A 16,595-nucleotide genomic window follows, 5' to 3' on the forward strand; every position below is an offset into this window, starting at 1 on the left:
ATCAGCGGATCGGCGGGCCGTATTGCAGGCCGCCCTTAGTCCACAGCGCGTTGATCCCTCGCGCGATCTTGAGCGGGCTGCCCGAGCCGACATTGCGCTCGAACATTTCGCCGTAGTTGCCGACAGCCTTGACGATGTTGACGACAAAATCGTTCGACAGGCCGAGATCGGCACCGTACTTGCCATCGGGCTCGGTGCCGAGGAGGCGCTGGATGTTCGGATCGGTCGACGTCTTCATCTCATCGACATTCGCCTGCGTGATGCCGGCTTCCTCGGCGTTGAGCAGCGCGAAATAGGTCCAGCGCGCGATATGCGCCCACTGGTCGTCGCCCTGGCGCACGGCCGGTCCGAGCGGCTCCTTGGAGATGATCTCGGGCAGCACGACATGGTCGGCCGGCGAGGAGAGCGTCAGACGGATGCCGTAGAGGCCGGACTGGTCGGTGGTGTAAGCGTCGCAGCGGCCGGCATCATAGGCGGCGTTGACCTCTTCCAGCTTCTCGAACACGACTGGGTTGTACTCCATCTTGTTCTTCTTGAAGTAGTCGGCGAGGTTGAGCTCGGTGGTGGTGCCGCTCTGCACGCAGACGGCGGCGCCCGAAAGCTGCAGCGCCGAGTTCACGCCCGGCAGCTTCTTGGCGTTGATCATGAAGCCCTGGCCGTCATAGTAGGTGATGCCGACGAAATCCAGGCCGAGCGCGCTGTCGCGGTTGCTGGTCCAGGTGGTGTTGCGCGACAGGATGTCGATCTCGCCCGACTGCAGCGCGGTGAAACGCTCCTTGGCGCTGAGCGGCGTGAACTTGACCTTGGAAGCGTCACCGAAGACGGCGGCCGCCACGGCGCGGCAGAAATCCGCGTCGATGCCCTTCCAGTCACCCTTGTCGTCCGGCGCCGAGAAGCCGGCCAGACCGGTCGAGACGCCGCACTGAATGAAGCCCTTCTGCTTCACCGTATCGAGCGTGCCTGCCGAAGCGGCGGACGCCATGAACCCGAGCGCGGCGGCGCCAAGGATGCCCAATGCAATGTGTTTCATGACCCACAGACCCTTTTCTGTTACAGGCGCCCCTGCTGCCAGGCGACGCTTGATCTTTTTTCGTTTGTGAATGCAGCTCCCACTTAAGGTCCGCTCCCGGACCCGCATCGGTTGCCGATGCGCTGCCTCCCATTCACGAACCGCATCGAAGGCGATTATTCCCGTGAGGTCAAGGGAAATGACCGAATTGCGACACGTTTGAAAAGCAATTGCCGCAAATGCCTGAATTGCAGACAGGAGCACCATGAAACCGGCAGGCGATGCGAACAAATCAGTCAAGTTGCGCCGTTGCGAATCCATGGCCGGGCGGCGAAATCCGCTTCGGCAATAGCGGTGCTTTATTGAGCGCGCGCGCCGCTGGATTGGCCCATCGGAAGACCGGCCTTTGGCGGACCCGGCGCGGTTGCGCGGGCTTTGCCGCCGCTTTATGGCTCTCCTCCTGAATCATTCGATAGGCGACGAACCATGGCTAAAGACGGTATCGAAATGGGCATCAACACGCGGCTTGCCCATTCCGGCAACAACCCGCGCGACTATTTCGGCTTCGTCAACCCGCCGATCGTACACGCCTCGACGGTGCTTTATCCCGACGCCGCTTCGATGGCCGCCCGCAGCCAGAAATACACTTACGGCACGCGCGGCACGCCGACGATGGATGCGCTGACGCTCGCCGTCGATGCGCTGGAAGGCTCGGCCGGCACCATCGCGGTGCCTTCGGGGCTGGCGGCAGTGACGGTGCCGCTGCTCACCTTCCTTGCCGCTGGCGATCACTTGCTGATCGTCGACAGCGTCTACCACCCGACGCGCCACTTCGCCGATACGATGCTGAAGCGGCTCGGCATCGAGGTCGAATATTACGAGCCGCGCATCGGCGCCGGCATTTCTTCGCTGATCAAGCCAAACACCAAGGTGGTGTTCACCGAATCGCCGGGATCCAACACCTACGAGGTGCAGGACATCCCGGCGATCGCCAAGGCGGCGCATGAAGCGGGCGCGATCGTGATGATGGACAACACCTGGGCGACGCCGCTCTATTTCAAGCCGCTTGACCATGGCGTCGACATCTCGATCCATGCGGCGACGAAATATCCGGCGGGCCATTCCGACGTGCTGCTCGGCACGGTGTCGGCCAACGAGGCCTATTGGAAGCAGCTCTATGAGGGCTTCTGCACGCTCGGCTGCTGTTCCGGACCCGACGACATCTACCAGGTCCTGCGCGGCCTGCGCACGATGGGGGTGCGGCTCGAGCATCACCGCAAGAGCGCACTCGATATCGCGCGCTGGCTGGAGACGCAGCCGGGCGTGGCGCAGGTGCTGCACCCGGCGCTGGAAAGCCATCCCGACCATGCGCTCTGGAAGCGTGACTTCTGCGGCTCGAGCGGCATCTTCTCGATCGTGTTCGATGGCGGCGGGCAGAAGGCACAGCACGCCTTCCTCGACGCGCTCAAGATCTTCGGCCTCGGCTATTCCTGGGGCGGCTATGAGAGCCTCGCCGTTCCGGTCTTCCTCGGCGACCGCACCATCGCCAAAGGCTCGTACGCCGGTCCGCTGATCCGCTTGCAGATCGGACTGGAGGATGTCGAAGATCTCAAGGCCGACATCGCGCGCGGGCTCGCCGCGGCGGCTGCCGCCGGTTGACAGGCTGACCGACAGGCGCGGGCCGCCACGTTCGCAGCCGCAGACACGCATCGGGCGAAGCGATAGCATAGTCCGCGCAATCAACTCGGGAACCTTTTTGCCGGCAGGCGCATCCAATCGCGGATGCAAAAACTGTCGGAGGATCGGAGCGAGATGAGAAGGCCCGCTATTGAGGCCGCCGGGATCGGCGCGGCAGCGGCCAGCGACATGGCGCTGGTGCGCAGGGCGCTGGCGCGCGATCCGGATGCGTGCCGCGCCATCATCAAGACGCACAACCAGCGGCTCTACCGCATCGCGCGCGGCGTGGTGCGCAACGACGCCGAGGCCGAGGACATCGTGCAGGAAGCCTATATGCGCGCCTTCGCCAGTCTAGGCGCCTTTCGCGGCGAGGCCTCTTTGTCCACCTGGCTGTCGCGCATCGTCATCAACGAGGCGCTCGGCCGGCTACGCAAGCGCAAGCGCATGGTGGCGATGCCTGAGAGCCCGGAGGCGCAGATCATCCGGTTTCCTTTAAACCCAACCCACCTGAATCCAGGCGACGATCCGGAGCGGACCATGGCGCAGCGGCAGATCCTCGGTCTCGTCGAACGGGCGACCGACAGCCTTCCCGATGTCTATCGCAGCGTTTTCGTCGCCCGTGTCATCGAGGGGCTGAGCATAGAAGAAACCGCTGAGCTGCTCGGCGTGCGGCCCGAGACCGTAAAAACGCGTCTGCACCGGGCGCGCAGCCTGGTGCGCAAGGCGCTGGACGACGAGATCGGACCAGTGCTGCTCGACGCCTTCCCCTTCGCCGGCCGGCGCTGCGAGCGGCTGACCCAGGCGGTGATGAAGCGCCTGGGTTTCGAAGACTGATTTTCCCGGGAACGTTTCTCGCTTCCCGGCATCCAATGGCCGTCAACCCTCAGATGAAGCCCGAAGCCGATGCGCCGGGCGAAGGAGATGCCATGTTCATGCGACCGACCGCCGCCCTCGCGGCCCTTTTCCTGATCAGCACCGCGCCGCTGGCGCTGGCCGCCGAGAAGCCCACCGACCCGCAGATCGCCCATATCGCTTATACGGCCGGCACGATCGACATCGAGGCCGCCAAGCTGGCGATCGAGAAATCGAAAAACAAGGAAATCGTCGCCTTCGCCAAGGACATGGAGCGCGACCATGAAGCGGTGAACAAGCAGGCGCTCGACCTGGTGAAGAAGCTGAAAGTCACGCCCGAGGACAATGACACCAGCAAGGCGCTGGCCAAAGCCGCGAAGGAAGAGCGCGCCAAGCTGGCGAAGCTCAAGGGCGCCGACTTCGACAGGGCTTATATCGAGAACGAAGTGGCCTATCACAAGCAGGTCAACGGCGCGCTCGAAACGCTGCTCATCCCGTCGGCCAGCAATGCCGAGCTAAAGAGCCTGCTGGAGACCGGCCTCAAGATCTTCCAGGGGCATGAACAGCATGCCGAACATGTCGCCGGCATGCTGAAATGAGGCCGCAGCTTCTCGGCTCGGCATTGGCGCTGGCGCTCGGCGTATCGCCGGCCTGCGCGGCGACTATCGAGGTGACGATCGACAAGCTGGTGTTCTCGCCGGCCACCGTTCAGGCCAAGGTCGGCGATACGATCGAATGGACGAACAAGGATATCCTCGCCCACACCGCCACGGTCAAAGGCGGCTGGGACGTGATGATCCCGGCAAAATCTAAGGGCAAGATCACGCTGAAAGCGGCGGGAGCGGTCGACTATTTCTGCCGCTTTCATCCCAACATGAACGGCCATATCGAGGTGGCCCCTTGATCCGATCCAGCACCCCGGGAGCGAGGCGCCCCTTGCTCCCGGGATGCTAGTGATCCTTGTGGCGGTGCCGGTGCGCCGCCTGCTTTGCCCGGTTGCCGCAGGCCGCCATGCTGCACCAGCGGCGCCTGTGGCCGCGGGTATGATCGGCAAAAAGCAGCGTGCAGGCCGGTCCCTCGCAAGCCTTCACATGTGAGAAATCCTCGGTGCAGACGAGCTTGGCCAACGCTTCTCCGATCGGCAGCAGGAGCGCCTCGGGCGTGCGCCATTTGCGGGCCGTCTGAAGCGCGAACGGAGCGCGGCCGGCGGCCGGCGCAATCCGGCTGAAGCTCTCGTCGCGTTCCAGCAGGCGGTTGAGCGGGTCGAGCTCCGCCAGATCCGCGCCCATCAGCGCCCGCCCCTTATGTGCATACACAAAGCCCCTGAACCATTCGCGCAAATGCCGCGCCTGACCGGCGACCTTGTCGAGCTCGCCGGGCAGCGCCTGGGCGCGAATCGTCGCCAGCGCTTCCGCCGGCACCAGCCGCGCCTGCTCCAGCCAGTCCAGCAGGCCCTCGCCGTCGTCGATCCAATCGACCGGCGTGTCGAGCGGGGTCGCGATCGAATTGAGGAAATCGAGGCCGGGCGCATCGCCGACAAAAAGCGCGGAGGAGCGAACCATCAAAACTCCATTTCCACGCCAAGCGGCTTCCGCCGTGGCGTCCATCCGTGAACACGACTCCGTGATAACCGGTTCGGAGCTTCTTGACAAGTTATGCCTCCAGGTCGTAACCGTTCTAACTCAATCAATATGGTTATCACCCAACAAGAGGAAGCGACATGTCCGCGAAGCAAGTGAATGTCGTGCTGGTCCATGGCGCCTGGGCGGACGGATCGAGCTGGGCCAAGGTCATCGCGGTGCTGGCCGCGCAAGGGTTCAATGTCGTGGCTGCGCCGCTGCCGCTGACGACGTTCCAGGACGACGTTGCCGCGCTCGACCGGACGCTGGAGCGCATCGACGGACCTGTCATTCTCGTCGGCCACGCCTATGCCGGCGCGGTGATCGGCGCCACACGAAGCGAGAAGGTTAAGGCGCTGGTCTATGTCGCAGCGCTCGCGCCGGACGAGGGCGAGACGGTGGCGGACGTTTTCACCCGCGCCGAACCGCACCCAAGGGCTCCGAAACTGACGCCGGACGCGCATGGATTGATCTATCTGCCCAATGAGGCCTTTGCGGCGGCCTTTGCCCAAAACGCCTCGACACAGGATCTGTCCGTGCTGCGCGCGGTCCAGCGGCCCATCTCGCCGGCCTGCATCACGGTTCCCGTGGCGCTGCCGCTGTGGCGATCGGCCGGCATGGTTCTTGGTCGCCGAGGCGGACCGCATGATCGCCGCCGAAACCCAGCGCTTCATGGCGGCACGCATGAAGGCGCAAACACGTCAGCAGCCGCTGGACCACACACCGATGGTCACCGCGCCCGACGCAGTGGTCGAGATCATTATCGAGGCAGCGCGAGGCTGATGCTTCGACCTTTGAGTAACCCTATAAAATATATCAATTCAGTTATGGAGAGAAAAATGACCGCTTACAAGACAGCGAATGTCGACGGCTTCAACATCTTCTATCGCGAAGCCGGCCAGCCCGACGCGCCGAAACTGCTTCTGCTGCATGGCTTTCCGAGCTCGGGCCATATGTTCCGCGATCTCATTCCGCTGCTCGCCGACCGTTTCCATATCGTCGCGCCCGATCTGCCGGGCTTCGGCCATTCCGACATGCCGCCGGCTAACGAATTCGCCTATACGTTCGACCGTATCGCCGAGATCATCGACCGTTTCACAGAGGTGATCGGCTTCGACCGCTACGCCATCTATGTCTTCGACTATGGCGCACCGACCGGTTTCAGGCTGGCGGTGAAGCATCCCGAGCGCATCGCCGCGATCATCTCGCAGAACGGCAACGCCTATGAGGAGGGTCTGAGCGACGGCTGGAACCCTATCCAGACCTATTGGCGGGATCCTTCGCCCGCCAACCGCGAGGCGCTGCGCGGCTTCCTCAAGCCGGAAGCGGTTGCCTGGCAATACACGCATGGCGCGCCGGCGGAACTGGTCTCGCCCGACGGCCATTCGCTGGACAGCTTCTATCTCGCCCGCCCTGGCAATGAGGAGATCCAGCTCGACCTCTTCGGCGACTACAAGAGCAACGTCGCGCTTTACCCCGCCTTCCAGGCCTATTTCCGCACCCACAAGCCGCCCTTCCTCGCGGTGTGGGGCAAGAACGATCCGTTCTTCCTGCCACCCGGTGCCGAGGCGTTCAAGCGCGACATGCCGGATGCCGTGGTGCGCTTCCTCGACACCGGCCACTTCGCGCTCGAAACCCATGCCGGGGACATCGCCGCCGCCATCCGCGACTTCCTCGGCTGATCAGAAAAGGACAATTCGCCATGTCGAAACCCGTCGCCCGTGAGGCAATTCCGGATGGAAACCTGAGAAGCACTTTTCTTGGAATGAAGTGGGATGAGACATGATTACCTGGGACAGTGTGACCCCCGCGCATGTTCAGCGCGCGCTGGAAGAATACGACCGGTTGGGCGCGACGCGCTTCTTTGCCGAACATGGCTTTGCGCCGACCACGACCTACGAACTGGCCCGGGAGGACCGGATCTATCCACCGAAGGCGATCCTCGGTGCGGCCTATGAATTCGCCACCGGCAAGAGGCTCGCCTCGGGTGACTTCGAGGGCGGCAAGACCGGCGCAGTGAAGGTGCTGGGCAAGCTTGGGTTCACTGTCCGGCCGAAGTGAGCGGCGCCAACCCGCGACCTGCCGAACCGATTGCGCAAACAACGTCTTGGCGCGATTGACATAGCAAAAGCCGCCGAAGGCATTCCACACACGCGGCGCTGCGCAATAATATTCTCCAAAGCCACGAAGTCGCGGATTGGTTTGGCTTTCAAATCCGCCGCTTCGGCGGCATTGCGGGCACCGCAAACTTTCTCGCACTTTCAGGACCAGCCATGGCGTTCCGCCTCTTTGCTCCAATCCTTGCCGGCGCGACGCTTCGCGAACGGCTGCTTGCCTGCATCGGCGCCGTGATCGGCATCGCGCTGACCGGCGTGATCAGCGGATTGGTGATGGGTAAAGGCGCGGATGTGGCGATGCTGGTGGCGCCGATGGGCGCGTCCGCGGTGCTGCTCTTTGCCGTGCCGTCGAGCCCTCTGGCGCAGCCCTGGCCGATCATTGGCGGCAATTCGATCTCAGCGTTTGTTGGCGTCACCGTCGCGCATTTCGTGCATGATCCGGTCGTCGCCTCCGGCCTTGCGGTGGCGCTGGCGATCGCCGCCATGTCGTTCACCCGCTCATTGCATCCGCCGGGCGGCGCCGCGGCGCTCACCGGCGTGCTTGGCGGACCAGCCGTCGCCGCGGCCGGTTTCCTGTTTCCCTTCGTGCCGGTAGCGCTGAACTCAACCATCCTGGTTGCGCTCGGCTTCCTTTTCCACAAGCTGTCGCGGCGCAACTATCCGCATGTGCATCAACCCGCCGCCAGCGGCCACGGCACCGCAGACCGGCCGCCGGCCGAGCGCGTCGGCTTCCGGCCCGAGGATGTCGATGCCGCACTCTCCGCCCTCGACGAGACCTTCGACATCGACCGCGACGACCTCGAGCGCCTGCTGCGCCAGGTAGAGCTGCAGGCGATGGTGCGTTCGCAGCGCACGCTGCTATGCCGGGACATCATGTCCCGCGATGTGATCTCGGTGCCGGAAACGGCCACGGCCGACGAGGCACGCAAACAGCTGATCGACCACAACATCCGCACCTTGCCGGTGGTCGGCGCGGACGGCAAACTTACCGGCGCGGTCGGTCTGCGCGAGCTGACAAAAGCGACCGATACGGTGAAAGAGGTGATGTCGAAGGCCGGCACTGCCTCATCCGACGCACCGGCTATGAGCCTGCTGCCCGTGCTGACCGACGGGCGCAGCCATGCCGTGGTAATCGTCGATGGCGAGCGGCACATCCTCGGCCTGATCACCCAGACCGACCTCTTGGCGGCCGCCGCGCGCGTGCGCCCAACAGAAGGAACGGATCTGAAGTCGGCGGCATAGGGCCGCGGCCCAGGGATCGCGGGCGATCCGGAATCTCGCTTCGCGATCGCATCGTCTTTGCAACCGTCATCACGGACTGGTCCCAACTCGCCCAGTCTGGCGCACCGCGTCCCGCGGCCGGTGTGCCCGTGACCCGTCATAGGCCGGCTGGCGCCGCTCCATCCAGGCATCGAGCCCTTCGCGCAGATCGGCCGTAGGGGCCATGCGCGCGAACTGCTCGGCTTCGACCAGCAGGCCCTCGGCGATGCTCTGGTTGATGCCTCGGGCCACGGCGGTGAGGATGCCCGCCACCGCCGCCCGCGAGTGGACCGTGATGCGCCGCGCAAGGTCGAACGCGGCCGGCATCAGCTGGGCGTGCGGCACGACCTTATTGACAAGACCGAGCTCCAGCGCCCGGGCGGGCGAGAACGCATCGCCGGTGAGGAGCAGCTCAAGCGCGCGCTTGCGGCCGGCCAGCCTCGGCAGGCGCTGCGTGCCGCCGAAGGTCGGCGGCATGGCGAGCTTTATCTCGGGCTTTGCAAACAAGGCGCGATCACTGGCGATCGCCAGCGGTACCGCTTCGGTGATCTCGCAGCCACCGCCAAAGGCGAGGCCGTTGACGGCGGCGATCACCGGCTTGCGAAAAGCTTCCAGCCGCGCCGTCAGACGCTGGCCGCGCATGACGAAATCGCTGAGCACGGCATCGGTGCCTTCGGCTACGCTCGATGAGAATTCGCGGATATCGGCGCCGGCGGAGAATGCGCGCTCCCCTGCCCCGGTGAGGATGACGGCGCGCACGCCATCGTCCGTCTCGATCAGGTCGAGGAGCGAAAGCAGCCGGTCGATCAGCGCGTAGTTCAGCGCGTTCAGCTTGTCGGGGCGGTTGAGGGTGAGGATCGCGATGCGGTCGCGCGTCTCGCTCAGCACAAGGTCGGTCATGACTTATCCTTTCCAGCGGTTCGGCGGGAAGGAAGCAGGCTTTCGATTGCTTGTATATTCACTAGTCGGTATACTTGCGGGATGAGCGAAAAGCCCAATCCCACCCGAAAACGCCTCGTCGACGCGGCGACCAGGTTGTTCTATGCCGAAGGCATCGGCCGCGTCAGCGTCGATGCGGTGGCCGAGAAGGCCGGGCTCACCAAGCGCACGCTCTACTATCATTTCAAGAGCAAGGACGACCTGATCGCGGCCTATCTCGACGGCCGTGACCAGCCCAATCTCGAGCAGATGGCCGGCTGGTTCGAAGCGGCCGAAGGCGGCGCGGACAAAAAGGTGGAAGCAATCTTCACCAATCTGGCGCGGGTGGCGCGCCACCCCAAATGGAAGGGCTGCGGTTTTCTGCGCACGGCGGCCGAGTTGGCGGCGACGCCCGGGCATCCGGCGGTGAAGGCCGGAGCGCGCCACAAGACCAATTTCGAAAAATGGCTGGCCGGCGCGCTTTCAAGCCACCATGTCGGCGAGGCGAAGATGCTGGCGCGCGAGATCGTGCTGCTGATGGACGGCGCCTTTTCCAGCATGCTGATCCACCACAATCCCGACTACGTCAACGCCGCCGGCCATGCCGCCGCGACGCTGATACGGGCGAGGATGGCAGGCAAACACGCAGCTTAGATCGTGACGCTCCCGGCGCGTCGATCGAGGCATCCGAGGGCAGCCTCTTCAGAACCAAGCCAGCCAGACGGAGTCTGCGAAAGCGTGACCGGCGTCAGCGGCAGGCCAACCTTAGCCGCGAGGCGACTTGACCGCCGGGTAGCAAACAAGGCCCCGGAGGGCCTTGTCGCAACACTTCGATTGCAGGGCCCCGCAGTTACTTTCCCGCCAACTGCTTGGCATTCTCCGAAGTGATGGCGGTGGTATCCACAGTCACCGTCGCATCCACCGATGTCGCGCAGTCGAGCAGGATCTTCTTCGACATCTCGATCGCTTCCTTGGCGCCAGTTGGGTAAGTGAAGGTCGCCGCCCAATCGCCCTTGGCCACCGCCTCGATGCCGCCGGCCGGCCCAGGCAGGCCGTCGGTGCCGATGATCTTGACGTCCTTGCCGGCGCCCTTGGCGGCCAGCAGCGCGCCCGCCGCCATCATGTCGTTCGAGGCATAGAGGACCTTGATGTCGGGATGCGCCTGCAGCATCGCGGCAAAGGCGGTCTGGGCTTTGTCCGGAACCCAGTCGGCGGCCTGCTCGGCGACGATCTGGATCTTTGAGTTCGCCTTCACGCCTTCCTTGAAGCCGTTGAGACGCTCCACCGCCGGCGTCGAGCTCGGCAGGCCTTCCAGCACCGCCGCCTCGCCGCCGTCCGGCAACAGCTTCGTCGCCGTGAACTTGCCGGCTTCCTCGGCGATCTTGAAATTATCGCCGCCAATGAAGGCGGTGTAGTCTTTGCCGGGATCGCCTACCGTCTTGCGGTCGAGCTCGATCACCGGAATGCCGGCATCCATGGCGCGCTTGACGGCCGGCGTCAGCGGAGCGGCCTCGAAGGGCGAGATCAGCAGGACATCGACCTTCTGGGTGATGAAATTGTCGACCTGGGAGGTCTGCGTGTTGACGTTGCCGGCACCGTCGGCGATCTGCAGCGTGAAGCCCGGCACTTCCTTGGCCGCCGCCGTCAGCTCGTCGTTGACGTGCTGTCGATAGGGCTCGGCATTGTTGGCCTGCGAAAAGCCGATGACGAACTGGCCGTCCTTGGCGCAGGCCTTCACCAGCGGCTCGGCCGCCTGGGCCGCGCCGGCGATGCAAAGGCCGGCACCGGCCAGCAGCGCGGCCCGAAGGACGCGCGATCCTCTCAGTGTGGTTCTCATGCTCAGTCTCCTCCTTGTCCGGCTCGGGGTGCCAGACCTTTGGTTGCTCTTTCGGGACGCTGCCGCCGACCTCCTATCGACCCAATCCCTCGCGGCGGCGAACGAGGGATTGAAGCACTGCCGCCAGCACAATGATCGCGGCGGTCGCGAGCAGCTGCGTGGCGGGGGTGATGTTGTTGAGCTGAAGGATATTGGCCAAAGCGCCGAGCATGATGGTGCCGGCGACGGTGCCGACCATGGAGCCGGCGCCGCCGAACAGACTTGTGCCGCCGATGACGACGGCCGCGATGGCCGTCAGCTCATAGCCCATGCCATCGTTGGCACTGCCGAAATTGAACTGGCCGGCATGGACGATGCCCGCAAGTGCCGAGGCAAAGCCGGTGATGGCGTAGACCGATATCTTCACCATGGACACAGGCACGCCGGAAATGCGGGCGGCGCGCTCGTTGCCGCCGACGGCATAAACATAGCGGCCGAAGCGCGTGGTGTTGAGCACCAGCGTGGCAATCGCGGCGAAGATGATGAAGACGATGGTCGCCACAGGCACGGTGTTGTCGAATAGCCGCTCGCCCAGCACCGCGAAGACCGGCGGTGCCAGGCCCGGCCCGTCGCCATAGGAGATGTTGATATACTGGTTGCCGGACACGATCAGCGCCAGGCCGCGCGCCGCCTGCAGGCCGGCCAGCGTGACGATGAAGGGCTCCAGACGGAAGCGGGTGGAGATTGTGCCCTGTACGACGCCGAAGACGACGCCCATGACGAGCACGGCGAGGATGGTCGGGATCAGCCCGAAGCCGCCGGAGATCATCATGGTGGCGGTGACGACGGCCGAGAGGCCTAGCACCGCGCCGACCGAGAGATCGATGCCGGCGGTGATGATGACGAAGGTCATGCCGATGGCGATGATGCCGGTCTCGGACACGGCGCGCACGATGTTGGCGATGTTGTCTGGGTTGAGAAACAATATCTCGCCGTGGCGCCGGGGCGAGAAGATGACGCCGCCGATCGCCACCAGCACCAGGCCTATCAGGCTCTGAAAACGCACGACGATGGCCAGTGGGTCGACGCGATGTCTGGGCGCCGCCGTGCCTGACGGTACAGAGTTGGCCGTCCCCTCAATCCTCTGATCCGACATCAGGCCTCCCTGCCGTTAGCCGCGGCAAGCACGGTGTGCTCGTCGACGCCGCCGTTGAATTCCGCCACATTGCGCCCCTGGCGCAGCACCACGATGCGGTCGCAGAGCCCGATCAGCTCCGGCATCTCGCTCGATGCGACCAGAATACCCAGCCCTTGCGCAGCAAGTGCTCTGAGCCTCGCGTAGATCTCGCCCTTGGCGCCGACATCGACGCCGCGGGTCGGCTCGTCGAGCAGGAGCAGGCGCGGGTTGCCGAGGATTTCCTTGGCCAGCACGACCTTCTGCTGGTTGCCGCCCGACAGCGCGCCGACGGCGATGTCCGGGTTTTTCGGGCGGATGTCGAACTGGCCGAAGGATCGCGTCACCGCCTCGGCCTGGCGGCGCGGCGACATCAGTCCGGCCGGCGATATGCGACGGATCACTGACATCACCAGATTAAGGCCGACCGCCATGCGTAACATCAGGCCGCTGCCGCGCCGGTCGTCGGTGACGAAGGCGATGCCGGCCTTGCGCGCGGCGCTTATGGAATCGAGCCTCACCGGCTTGCCGTCGACCGCCACCTCGCCCTGCCAGCGGCCGGCAAGGCCCGTGCCGTAAAGCGCGGAGAGCAGTTCAGTGCGCCCTGCCCCCATGATGCCGGCCAGGCCGACGATCTCGCCTTCCCTAACCTCGAGCGAGACGCCAGTCGGGGGCTGCCAGCCGGCGCTTTCACGGGCGAGCCGGAAGCTGGCATCCCTGAGGCTGAGCAGTGCCTTGCCGGCGCTCCTGGCGCGTTCGGGATAGAGCTCGTCCAGCGGCCGCCCGACCAGCAGGCGCACCAGCTCGGCCTGGGGTGCGTGCGGCTCGGTGATGCCGGCGACACGGCCGTCGCGCATCACCGTCACGCGATCGGCGATCTCAGGTACTTCCTCCAGCCGGTGTGATATGTAGATGATGCCGACCCCCGAGGCGGCGAGCTTCCTCATGATCTCGAACAGACGCTCGACCTCGCCGACGGTAAGCGCGGCCGTCGGTTCGTCCATGATCAACACGCGGGACGCATAAGACAGCGCCTTGACGATCGCCACCACCTGGCGCTGACCGATCGATAGGTCCGCGACAAGGCGCGCCGGGTCGATGGCGAGCTCGATCGCCTCAAGCCGCCGCTTGGCCTCACGACGCATCGCAGGCACGTCGAGCATGCCGCCCGGCCGTATCAACTCGCGGCCGAGGAAGAGGTTCGCCGCGACATCGAGCGAGGGCACGAGATCGAGTTCCTGGAAGATGGTGGCGATGCCGGCGGCTTGCGCCTCGCGTGGGTTGTTGAAGGTGACCGGCTTGCCGTCGATGTGGATCTCGCCCTCGTCCGGCGTGTAGACGCCGGACAAGAGGTTCATCAGCGTCGACTTGCCGGCACCGTTCTCGCCGAGCAACGCGTGGATCTCGCCAGCCTTCAGATCGAAGTCGACGCCGCGCAACGCCTGCACGCCGCCGAAGCGCTTTACGGCGCCGGTGACGGAAAGCAGCGGCGCGCTCATATCGACCTCGTGTGACCCGGCCTCGCGCAGGATTCGCGGGCGTGCAGCGTCGCTTGAAGCCGCACAGCGCGTGGCGGGGCATGGCTGGATGCGATGCGCTCGCTGAGCAGCGTTGCCGCCTGGCGGCCGATCTCGGCGCAAGGCTGTTCGACCAGCGTCAGCCTGGGCTCGAAGCAGTCGGCCCATTCGAAATCGTCGAAGCCGACAAGCGAGAGGTCGCCCGGGATCGAAAGACCCTTCTCGCGGATAGCGCGGACCGCCCCGATCGTCGTCATGTTGTTGCCGGTAACCAAAGCGGTGGGGCGCGCAGGCAGCGACAGGATCGCGTGAGTCGATGCCGTGGCACTCGCCGTGTCTACATTCTCCGTCGAGACATAGTGCGGCAGGCATTCAAGTCCATTGGCCGCAAGTGATGCGCGAAAGGCCTCGATACGCTCGCGCGTGGTGGCGAGGCCTGGCTGACCGGCGAGGTAGCCGACGCGCCTGTGGCCGAAGGAAGCGACATGATCTATCAACGAGCGCATCGACGCCTCGTTCTCGACACCGATCTGATCGAAGCGGTCGTCAGCGAACCGGTCGATCAGCACGCAAGGCAGCTTCTTTTCAGTGAGATAGTCAATTGCGCGCTGAGGCGAGCCGGACGGCGCCAGGATCACACCGTCGACACGGCGCTGATGGAACGCCCGCACGACCTGAAGCTCGCGGTCCGGGTCTTCCTGCGTATCCGACAGGAACACCATCAGGCCAAGGCGCGCGCATTCTGCCTCGACCGCGCAGATGATGTCGGTGAAGTAGGGATTGGAGATGGCCGAAATGGCGAGCCCGACGCTGTTGGTCGAGGCGACTTTCAGCGAACGCGCCAGCTCATTGGGCTGATAGCCCATGGCGGCAATGGCATCGTTGATGAGCTGCGCCTTCTCGGGCGAGACGAAACGCGTACGATTGACAACATGCGAGACGGTCGAAACCGAGACGCCGGCGCGGCGCGCGACCTCAGCCATTGTCGGCATGGCGGCTCGTGCGGAGTGCTCGCAAAGCGCTCCCTCCCTATCTCGCGTTTCCCGTCCGCTCTCCGGCGGATCTGAGCGGACCTTAGAATGATCGAAACGTTTGCGCAATCGTTTCGATGACTTTGCGCAAAATATCTCGGGCACGAGAAAGCTCGGTGGCTAGAAGGTGAGCGCCAGCCAGGCGGTGCCGGCGAGAAGCGTCACCAACGTCAGCGGCAGGCCGACCTTGAAGAAGGCGGAGAAGGAAAGCTCCTTGCCCGCCGCCTTGGCCTGCTCGGCGACGATCAGGTTGGCGACCGAGCCGAGCAGCGTGAAATTGCCGGCAAGCGTCGAGCTCATCGCCACGACCAGCCAGGCGCGCTCCGGGTTCTCCAAGCCGGGAATGAACGGCCTCAGCGCCAGCACCGCCGGCACATTGCTCATGATGTTGGACAGCACCGCGGTGAAGCCGGAGAGCCGCCAGACATCGTCGAGGCCGATGTTCTTCGCCCAGGCGATCATGTCGGGCGTGAGCAGCGTGCGCTCGGCGCCCGCCACCACCACGAACAGGCCGGCGAACATGAAGAGCAGCGGCCCGTCGATCTCGCGGTAGATGCGCCGCGGCTTGATTGCCCGAGTGACCAGCAGGAAGGCGCCGGCAATCAGCGCCGCCTTTGCGACGGGAACACCGGCGAAGAAGGCGAGCGCCAGCAGCACGCAGACGATGGTGGCCTTCAGCACCTGCCCGGGCAGCATTCGGCCGCGATAGACTTCCGGGCTGAGCTCGGCGGGACGGGAGAACTCGGTGCGGTAAACGACGCGCACAATGACGACGACGCAGAGCAGGCCGAACAGCGCCACCGGCGCCAGCGCCAGCGTGAAAGCGGGATAGGAAATGCCGGACAGCGCGCCGATCACCATGTTTTGCGGGTTGCCGGTGATGGTGGCGACGCTGCCGCAGTTCGAGGCCGTGCAGGTGGCTATGAGGTAGGGCACCGGGTTGCGGTTGATGACGCGGGTGACGTGAACGACGATCGGCGCCATCACCAGGCAGATCGCGTCGTTGACCAGGAAGGCCGAGAGCACGCCGGTCAACAGCGTCACCATGACCAGAAGCATCAAAGGCGCATGGGCATGCTCGATGGCGAAGCCGCCGAGCGCCCGAAACGCGCCCGACACCTTCAGATGCGCGACCACGATCATCATGCCGAGCAGCAGCGTTATGGTGTCGAAATTGATGGCTTTGTAGGCATCCTCGATGCTGATCGCGCCGATGGCGATCATGGCGGCGCCGCCGAGAAGCGCGATACCGGCGCGGTCGAGGCGCAGGCCTGGAATACGGCCGACGGCGACGCCGGCATAAGTGAGCACGAGAATGAAAAGCGCGCCCGCGCCGGTCCATGTCATTGCAAGAAGCTTCCCGTTGCCTGCCCTGCCCCGGCAGAATCTGTCCGCGCATCGGGCGGCACCACATTTAGCAAAGGCAGCGCAAAGAGGAAGCGCGTAAGCGTTTGAAAGCGTTGTGGCGCGTTCGTGCTTTCACATTCATAAACCCTAATGTAAAGAATAGTGAATTAACATATGTGACCGATAATCCAGGCGTTGGGGGACGAAACGGATGAACACGGTCGTTGAAGCGGAACATCACGTCCCATCACGGGAGGA

The 16,595-nt window shown here is 64.6% G+C and carries 16 protein-coding genes and 1 pseudogene; 9 read left to right on the forward strand and 8 right to left on the reverse strand.

Features of this window, described 5'->3' with window-relative positions:
• Position 1: 1 nt before the first annotated feature.
• Positions 2-1,030 (reverse strand): amino acid ABC transporter substrate-binding protein, encoded by a 1,029-nt coding sequence (locus EN869_RS20410; RefSeq protein WP_127227298.1) that lies wholly within the window; start codon positions 1,028-1,030, stop codon positions 2-4.
• Between the two features lie 465 nt (positions 1,031-1,495).
• Here EN869_RS20410 and EN869_RS20415 point away from each other — a divergent pair, with 465 nt between their 5' ends.
• The 4 genes from EN869_RS20415 to EN869_RS20430 all read left to right on the forward strand — a co-directional run bounded on the left by EN869_RS20415 (position 1,496) and on the right by EN869_RS20430 (position 4,442).
• Positions 1,496-2,668, forward strand: coding sequence for a cystathionine beta-lyase (locus EN869_RS20415; RefSeq protein ID WP_127227297.1), 1,173 nt, complete (start codon positions 1,496-1,498; stop codon positions 2,666-2,668).
• Positions 2,669-2,821: 153 nt separating this feature from the next.
• The gene (locus EN869_RS20420; protein WP_127227296.1) at positions 2,822-3,520 is read left to right on the forward strand and encodes an RNA polymerase sigma factor; all 699 of its coding nucleotides are present in this window, start codon (positions 2,822-2,824) and stop codon (positions 3,518-3,520) included.
• 92 nt (positions 3,521-3,612) lie between these two features.
• Positions 3,613-4,137: a DUF4142 domain-containing protein gene (locus tag EN869_RS20425; RefSeq protein ID WP_127227295.1), complete on the forward strand. Its 525-nt coding sequence runs from the start codon at positions 3,613-3,615 to the stop codon at positions 4,135-4,137.
• Positions 4,134-4,442 carry a cupredoxin family copper-binding protein gene (locus EN869_RS20430; RefSeq protein WP_127227294.1) on the forward strand — a complete coding sequence of 103 codons (309 nt, stop codon included), beginning with the start codon at positions 4,134-4,136 and terminating at the stop codon, positions 4,440-4,442. Before EN869_RS20425 ends, EN869_RS20430 begins: the two co-directional genes overlap by 4 nt.
• A 46-nt stretch (positions 4,443-4,488) precedes the next feature.
• On the opposite strand, the gene EN869_RS20435 is transcribed toward EN869_RS20430, so the two are convergent.
• The gene (locus EN869_RS20435) at positions 4,489-5,100 is read right to left on the reverse strand and encodes an ABATE domain-containing protein (RefSeq protein ID WP_210213839.1); all 612 of its coding nucleotides are present in this window, start codon (positions 5,098-5,100) and stop codon (positions 4,489-4,491) included.
• A gap of 158 nt (positions 5,101-5,258) precedes the next feature.
• Between EN869_RS20435 and EN869_RS35115 the strand changes: the two are divergent.
• From EN869_RS35115 to EN869_RS20455, 4 genes and pseudogenes are all read left to right on the forward strand, one after another.
• Positions 5,259-5,750, forward strand: a pseudogene (locus EN869_RS35115) (alpha/beta fold hydrolase); the annotation flags it as partial.
• Positions 5,751-5,996: 246 nt separating this feature from the next.
• Positions 5,997-6,839, forward strand: coding sequence for an alpha/beta hydrolase (locus tag EN869_RS20445; RefSeq protein WP_127227292.1), 843 nt, complete (start codon positions 5,997-5,999; stop codon positions 6,837-6,839).
• Positions 6,840-6,939: 100 nt separating this feature from the next.
• Complete coding sequence (locus EN869_RS20450; RefSeq protein WP_127227291.1) at positions 6,940-7,218, forward strand: hypothetical protein; 279 nt, start codon at positions 6,940-6,942, stop codon at positions 7,216-7,218.
• Positions 7,219-7,430: 212 nt separating this feature from the next.
• Positions 7,431-8,516 (forward strand): HPP family protein, encoded by a 1,086-nt coding sequence (locus EN869_RS20455; protein ID WP_127227290.1) that lies wholly within the window; start codon positions 7,431-7,433, stop codon positions 8,514-8,516.
• Between the two features lie 69 nt (positions 8,517-8,585).
• Here EN869_RS20455 and EN869_RS20460 read toward each other — a convergent pair whose 3' ends face one another.
• Complete coding sequence (locus tag EN869_RS20460) at positions 8,586-9,434, reverse strand: crotonase/enoyl-CoA hydratase family protein (RefSeq protein WP_127227289.1); 849 nt, start codon at positions 9,432-9,434, stop codon at positions 8,586-8,588.
• A gap of 81 nt (positions 9,435-9,515) precedes the next feature.
• Here EN869_RS20460 and EN869_RS20465 point away from each other — a divergent pair, with 81 nt between their 5' ends.
• A complete protein-coding gene (locus EN869_RS20465) occupies positions 9,516-10,106 on the forward strand; it encodes a TetR/AcrR family transcriptional regulator (protein ID WP_127227288.1) in 591 nt (196 codons plus the stop codon).
• Positions 10,107-10,302: 196 nt separating this feature from the next.
• Here EN869_RS20465 and EN869_RS20470 read toward each other — a convergent pair whose 3' ends face one another.
• From EN869_RS20470 to EN869_RS20490, 5 genes are all read right to left on the reverse strand, one after another.
• Entirely contained in the window at positions 10,303-11,289 is a 987-nt protein-coding gene (locus EN869_RS20470) for a substrate-binding domain-containing protein (RefSeq protein WP_127227287.1), read from the reverse strand.
• A 73-nt stretch (positions 11,290-11,362) separates the two neighbouring features.
• Positions 11,363-12,424, reverse strand: a complete 1,062-nt coding sequence (locus EN869_RS20475) for an ABC transporter permease (RefSeq protein ID WP_127227286.1) — start codon at positions 12,422-12,424, stop codon at positions 11,363-11,365.
• Entirely contained in the window at positions 12,424-13,941 is a 1,518-nt protein-coding gene (locus EN869_RS20480) for a sugar ABC transporter ATP-binding protein (RefSeq protein ID WP_127227285.1), read from the reverse strand. The genes EN869_RS20475 and EN869_RS20480 overlap by 1 nt, the downstream gene beginning before the upstream one ends.
• Positions 13,938-14,951: a LacI family DNA-binding transcriptional regulator gene (locus tag EN869_RS20485; protein ID WP_127227284.1), complete on the reverse strand. Its 1,014-nt coding sequence runs from the start codon at positions 14,949-14,951 to the stop codon at positions 13,938-13,940. The genes EN869_RS20480 and EN869_RS20485 overlap by 4 nt, the downstream gene beginning before the upstream one ends.
• 159 nt (positions 14,952-15,110) lie before the next feature.
• A complete protein-coding gene (locus EN869_RS20490; RefSeq protein WP_127227283.1) occupies positions 15,111-16,337 on the reverse strand; it encodes an anion transporter in 1,227 nt (408 codons plus the stop codon).
• Positions 16,338-16,595: the final 258 nt, after the last annotated feature.

The sequence above is a fragment of the Mesorhizobium sp. M2D.F.Ca.ET.226.01.1.1 genome, from assembly GCF_004022705.2.
GTDB lineage: Bacteria > Pseudomonadota > Alphaproteobacteria > Rhizobiales > Rhizobiaceae > Mesorhizobium.

What these genes read in the sequence shown, in the direction of transcription:
- EN869_RS20410 (WP_127227298.1), bottom strand. Translation starts at nt 1,030, where the DNA reads ATGAAACACATTGCATTGGGCATCCTTGGCGCCGCCGCGCTCGGGTTC.
- EN869_RS20415 (WP_127227297.1), top strand. Translation starts at nt 1,496, where the DNA reads ATGGCTAAAGACGGTATCGAAATGGGCATCAACACGCGGCTTGCCCAT.
- EN869_RS20420 (WP_127227296.1), top strand. Translation starts at nt 2,822, where the DNA reads ATGAGAAGGCCCGCTATTGAGGCCGCCGGGATCGGCGCGGCAGCGGCC.
- EN869_RS20425 (WP_127227295.1), top strand. Translation starts at nt 3,613, where the DNA reads ATGTTCATGCGACCGACCGCCGCCCTCGCGGCCCTTTTCCTGATCAGC.
- EN869_RS20430 (WP_127227294.1), top strand. Translation starts at nt 4,134, where the DNA reads ATGAGGCCGCAGCTTCTCGGCTCGGCATTGGCGCTGGCGCTCGGCGTA.
- EN869_RS20435 (WP_210213839.1), bottom strand. Translation starts at nt 5,100, where the DNA reads ATGGTTCGCTCCTCCGCGCTTTTTGTCGGCGATGCGCCCGGCCTCGAT.
- EN869_RS20445 (WP_127227292.1), top strand. Translation starts at nt 5,997, where the DNA reads ATGACCGCTTACAAGACAGCGAATGTCGACGGCTTCAACATCTTCTAT.
- EN869_RS20450 (WP_127227291.1), top strand. Translation starts at nt 6,940, where the DNA reads ATGATTACCTGGGACAGTGTGACCCCCGCGCATGTTCAGCGCGCGCTG.
- EN869_RS20455 (WP_127227290.1), top strand. Translation starts at nt 7,431, where the DNA reads ATGGCGTTCCGCCTCTTTGCTCCAATCCTTGCCGGCGCGACGCTTCGC.
- EN869_RS20460 (WP_127227289.1), bottom strand. Translation starts at nt 9,434, where the DNA reads ATGACCGACCTTGTGCTGAGCGAGACGCGCGACCGCATCGCGATCCTC.
- EN869_RS20465 (WP_127227288.1), top strand. Translation starts at nt 9,516, where the DNA reads ATGAGCGAAAAGCCCAATCCCACCCGAAAACGCCTCGTCGACGCGGCG.
- EN869_RS20470 (WP_127227287.1), bottom strand. Translation starts at nt 11,289, where the DNA reads ATGAGAACCACACTGAGAGGATCGCGCGTCCTTCGGGCCGCGCTGCTG.
- EN869_RS20475 (WP_127227286.1), bottom strand. Translation starts at nt 12,424, where the DNA reads ATGTCGGATCAGAGGATTGAGGGGACGGCCAACTCTGTACCGTCAGGC.
- EN869_RS20480 (WP_127227285.1), bottom strand. Translation starts at nt 13,941, where the DNA reads ATGAGCGCGCCGCTGCTTTCCGTCACCGGCGCCGTAAAGCGCTTCGGC.
- EN869_RS20485 (WP_127227284.1), bottom strand. Translation starts at nt 14,951, where the DNA reads ATGCCGACAATGGCTGAGGTCGCGCGCCGCGCCGGCGTCTCGGTTTCG.
- EN869_RS20490 (WP_127227283.1), bottom strand. Translation starts at nt 16,337, where the DNA reads ATGACATGGACCGGCGCGGGCGCGCTTTTCATTCTCGTGCTCACTTAT.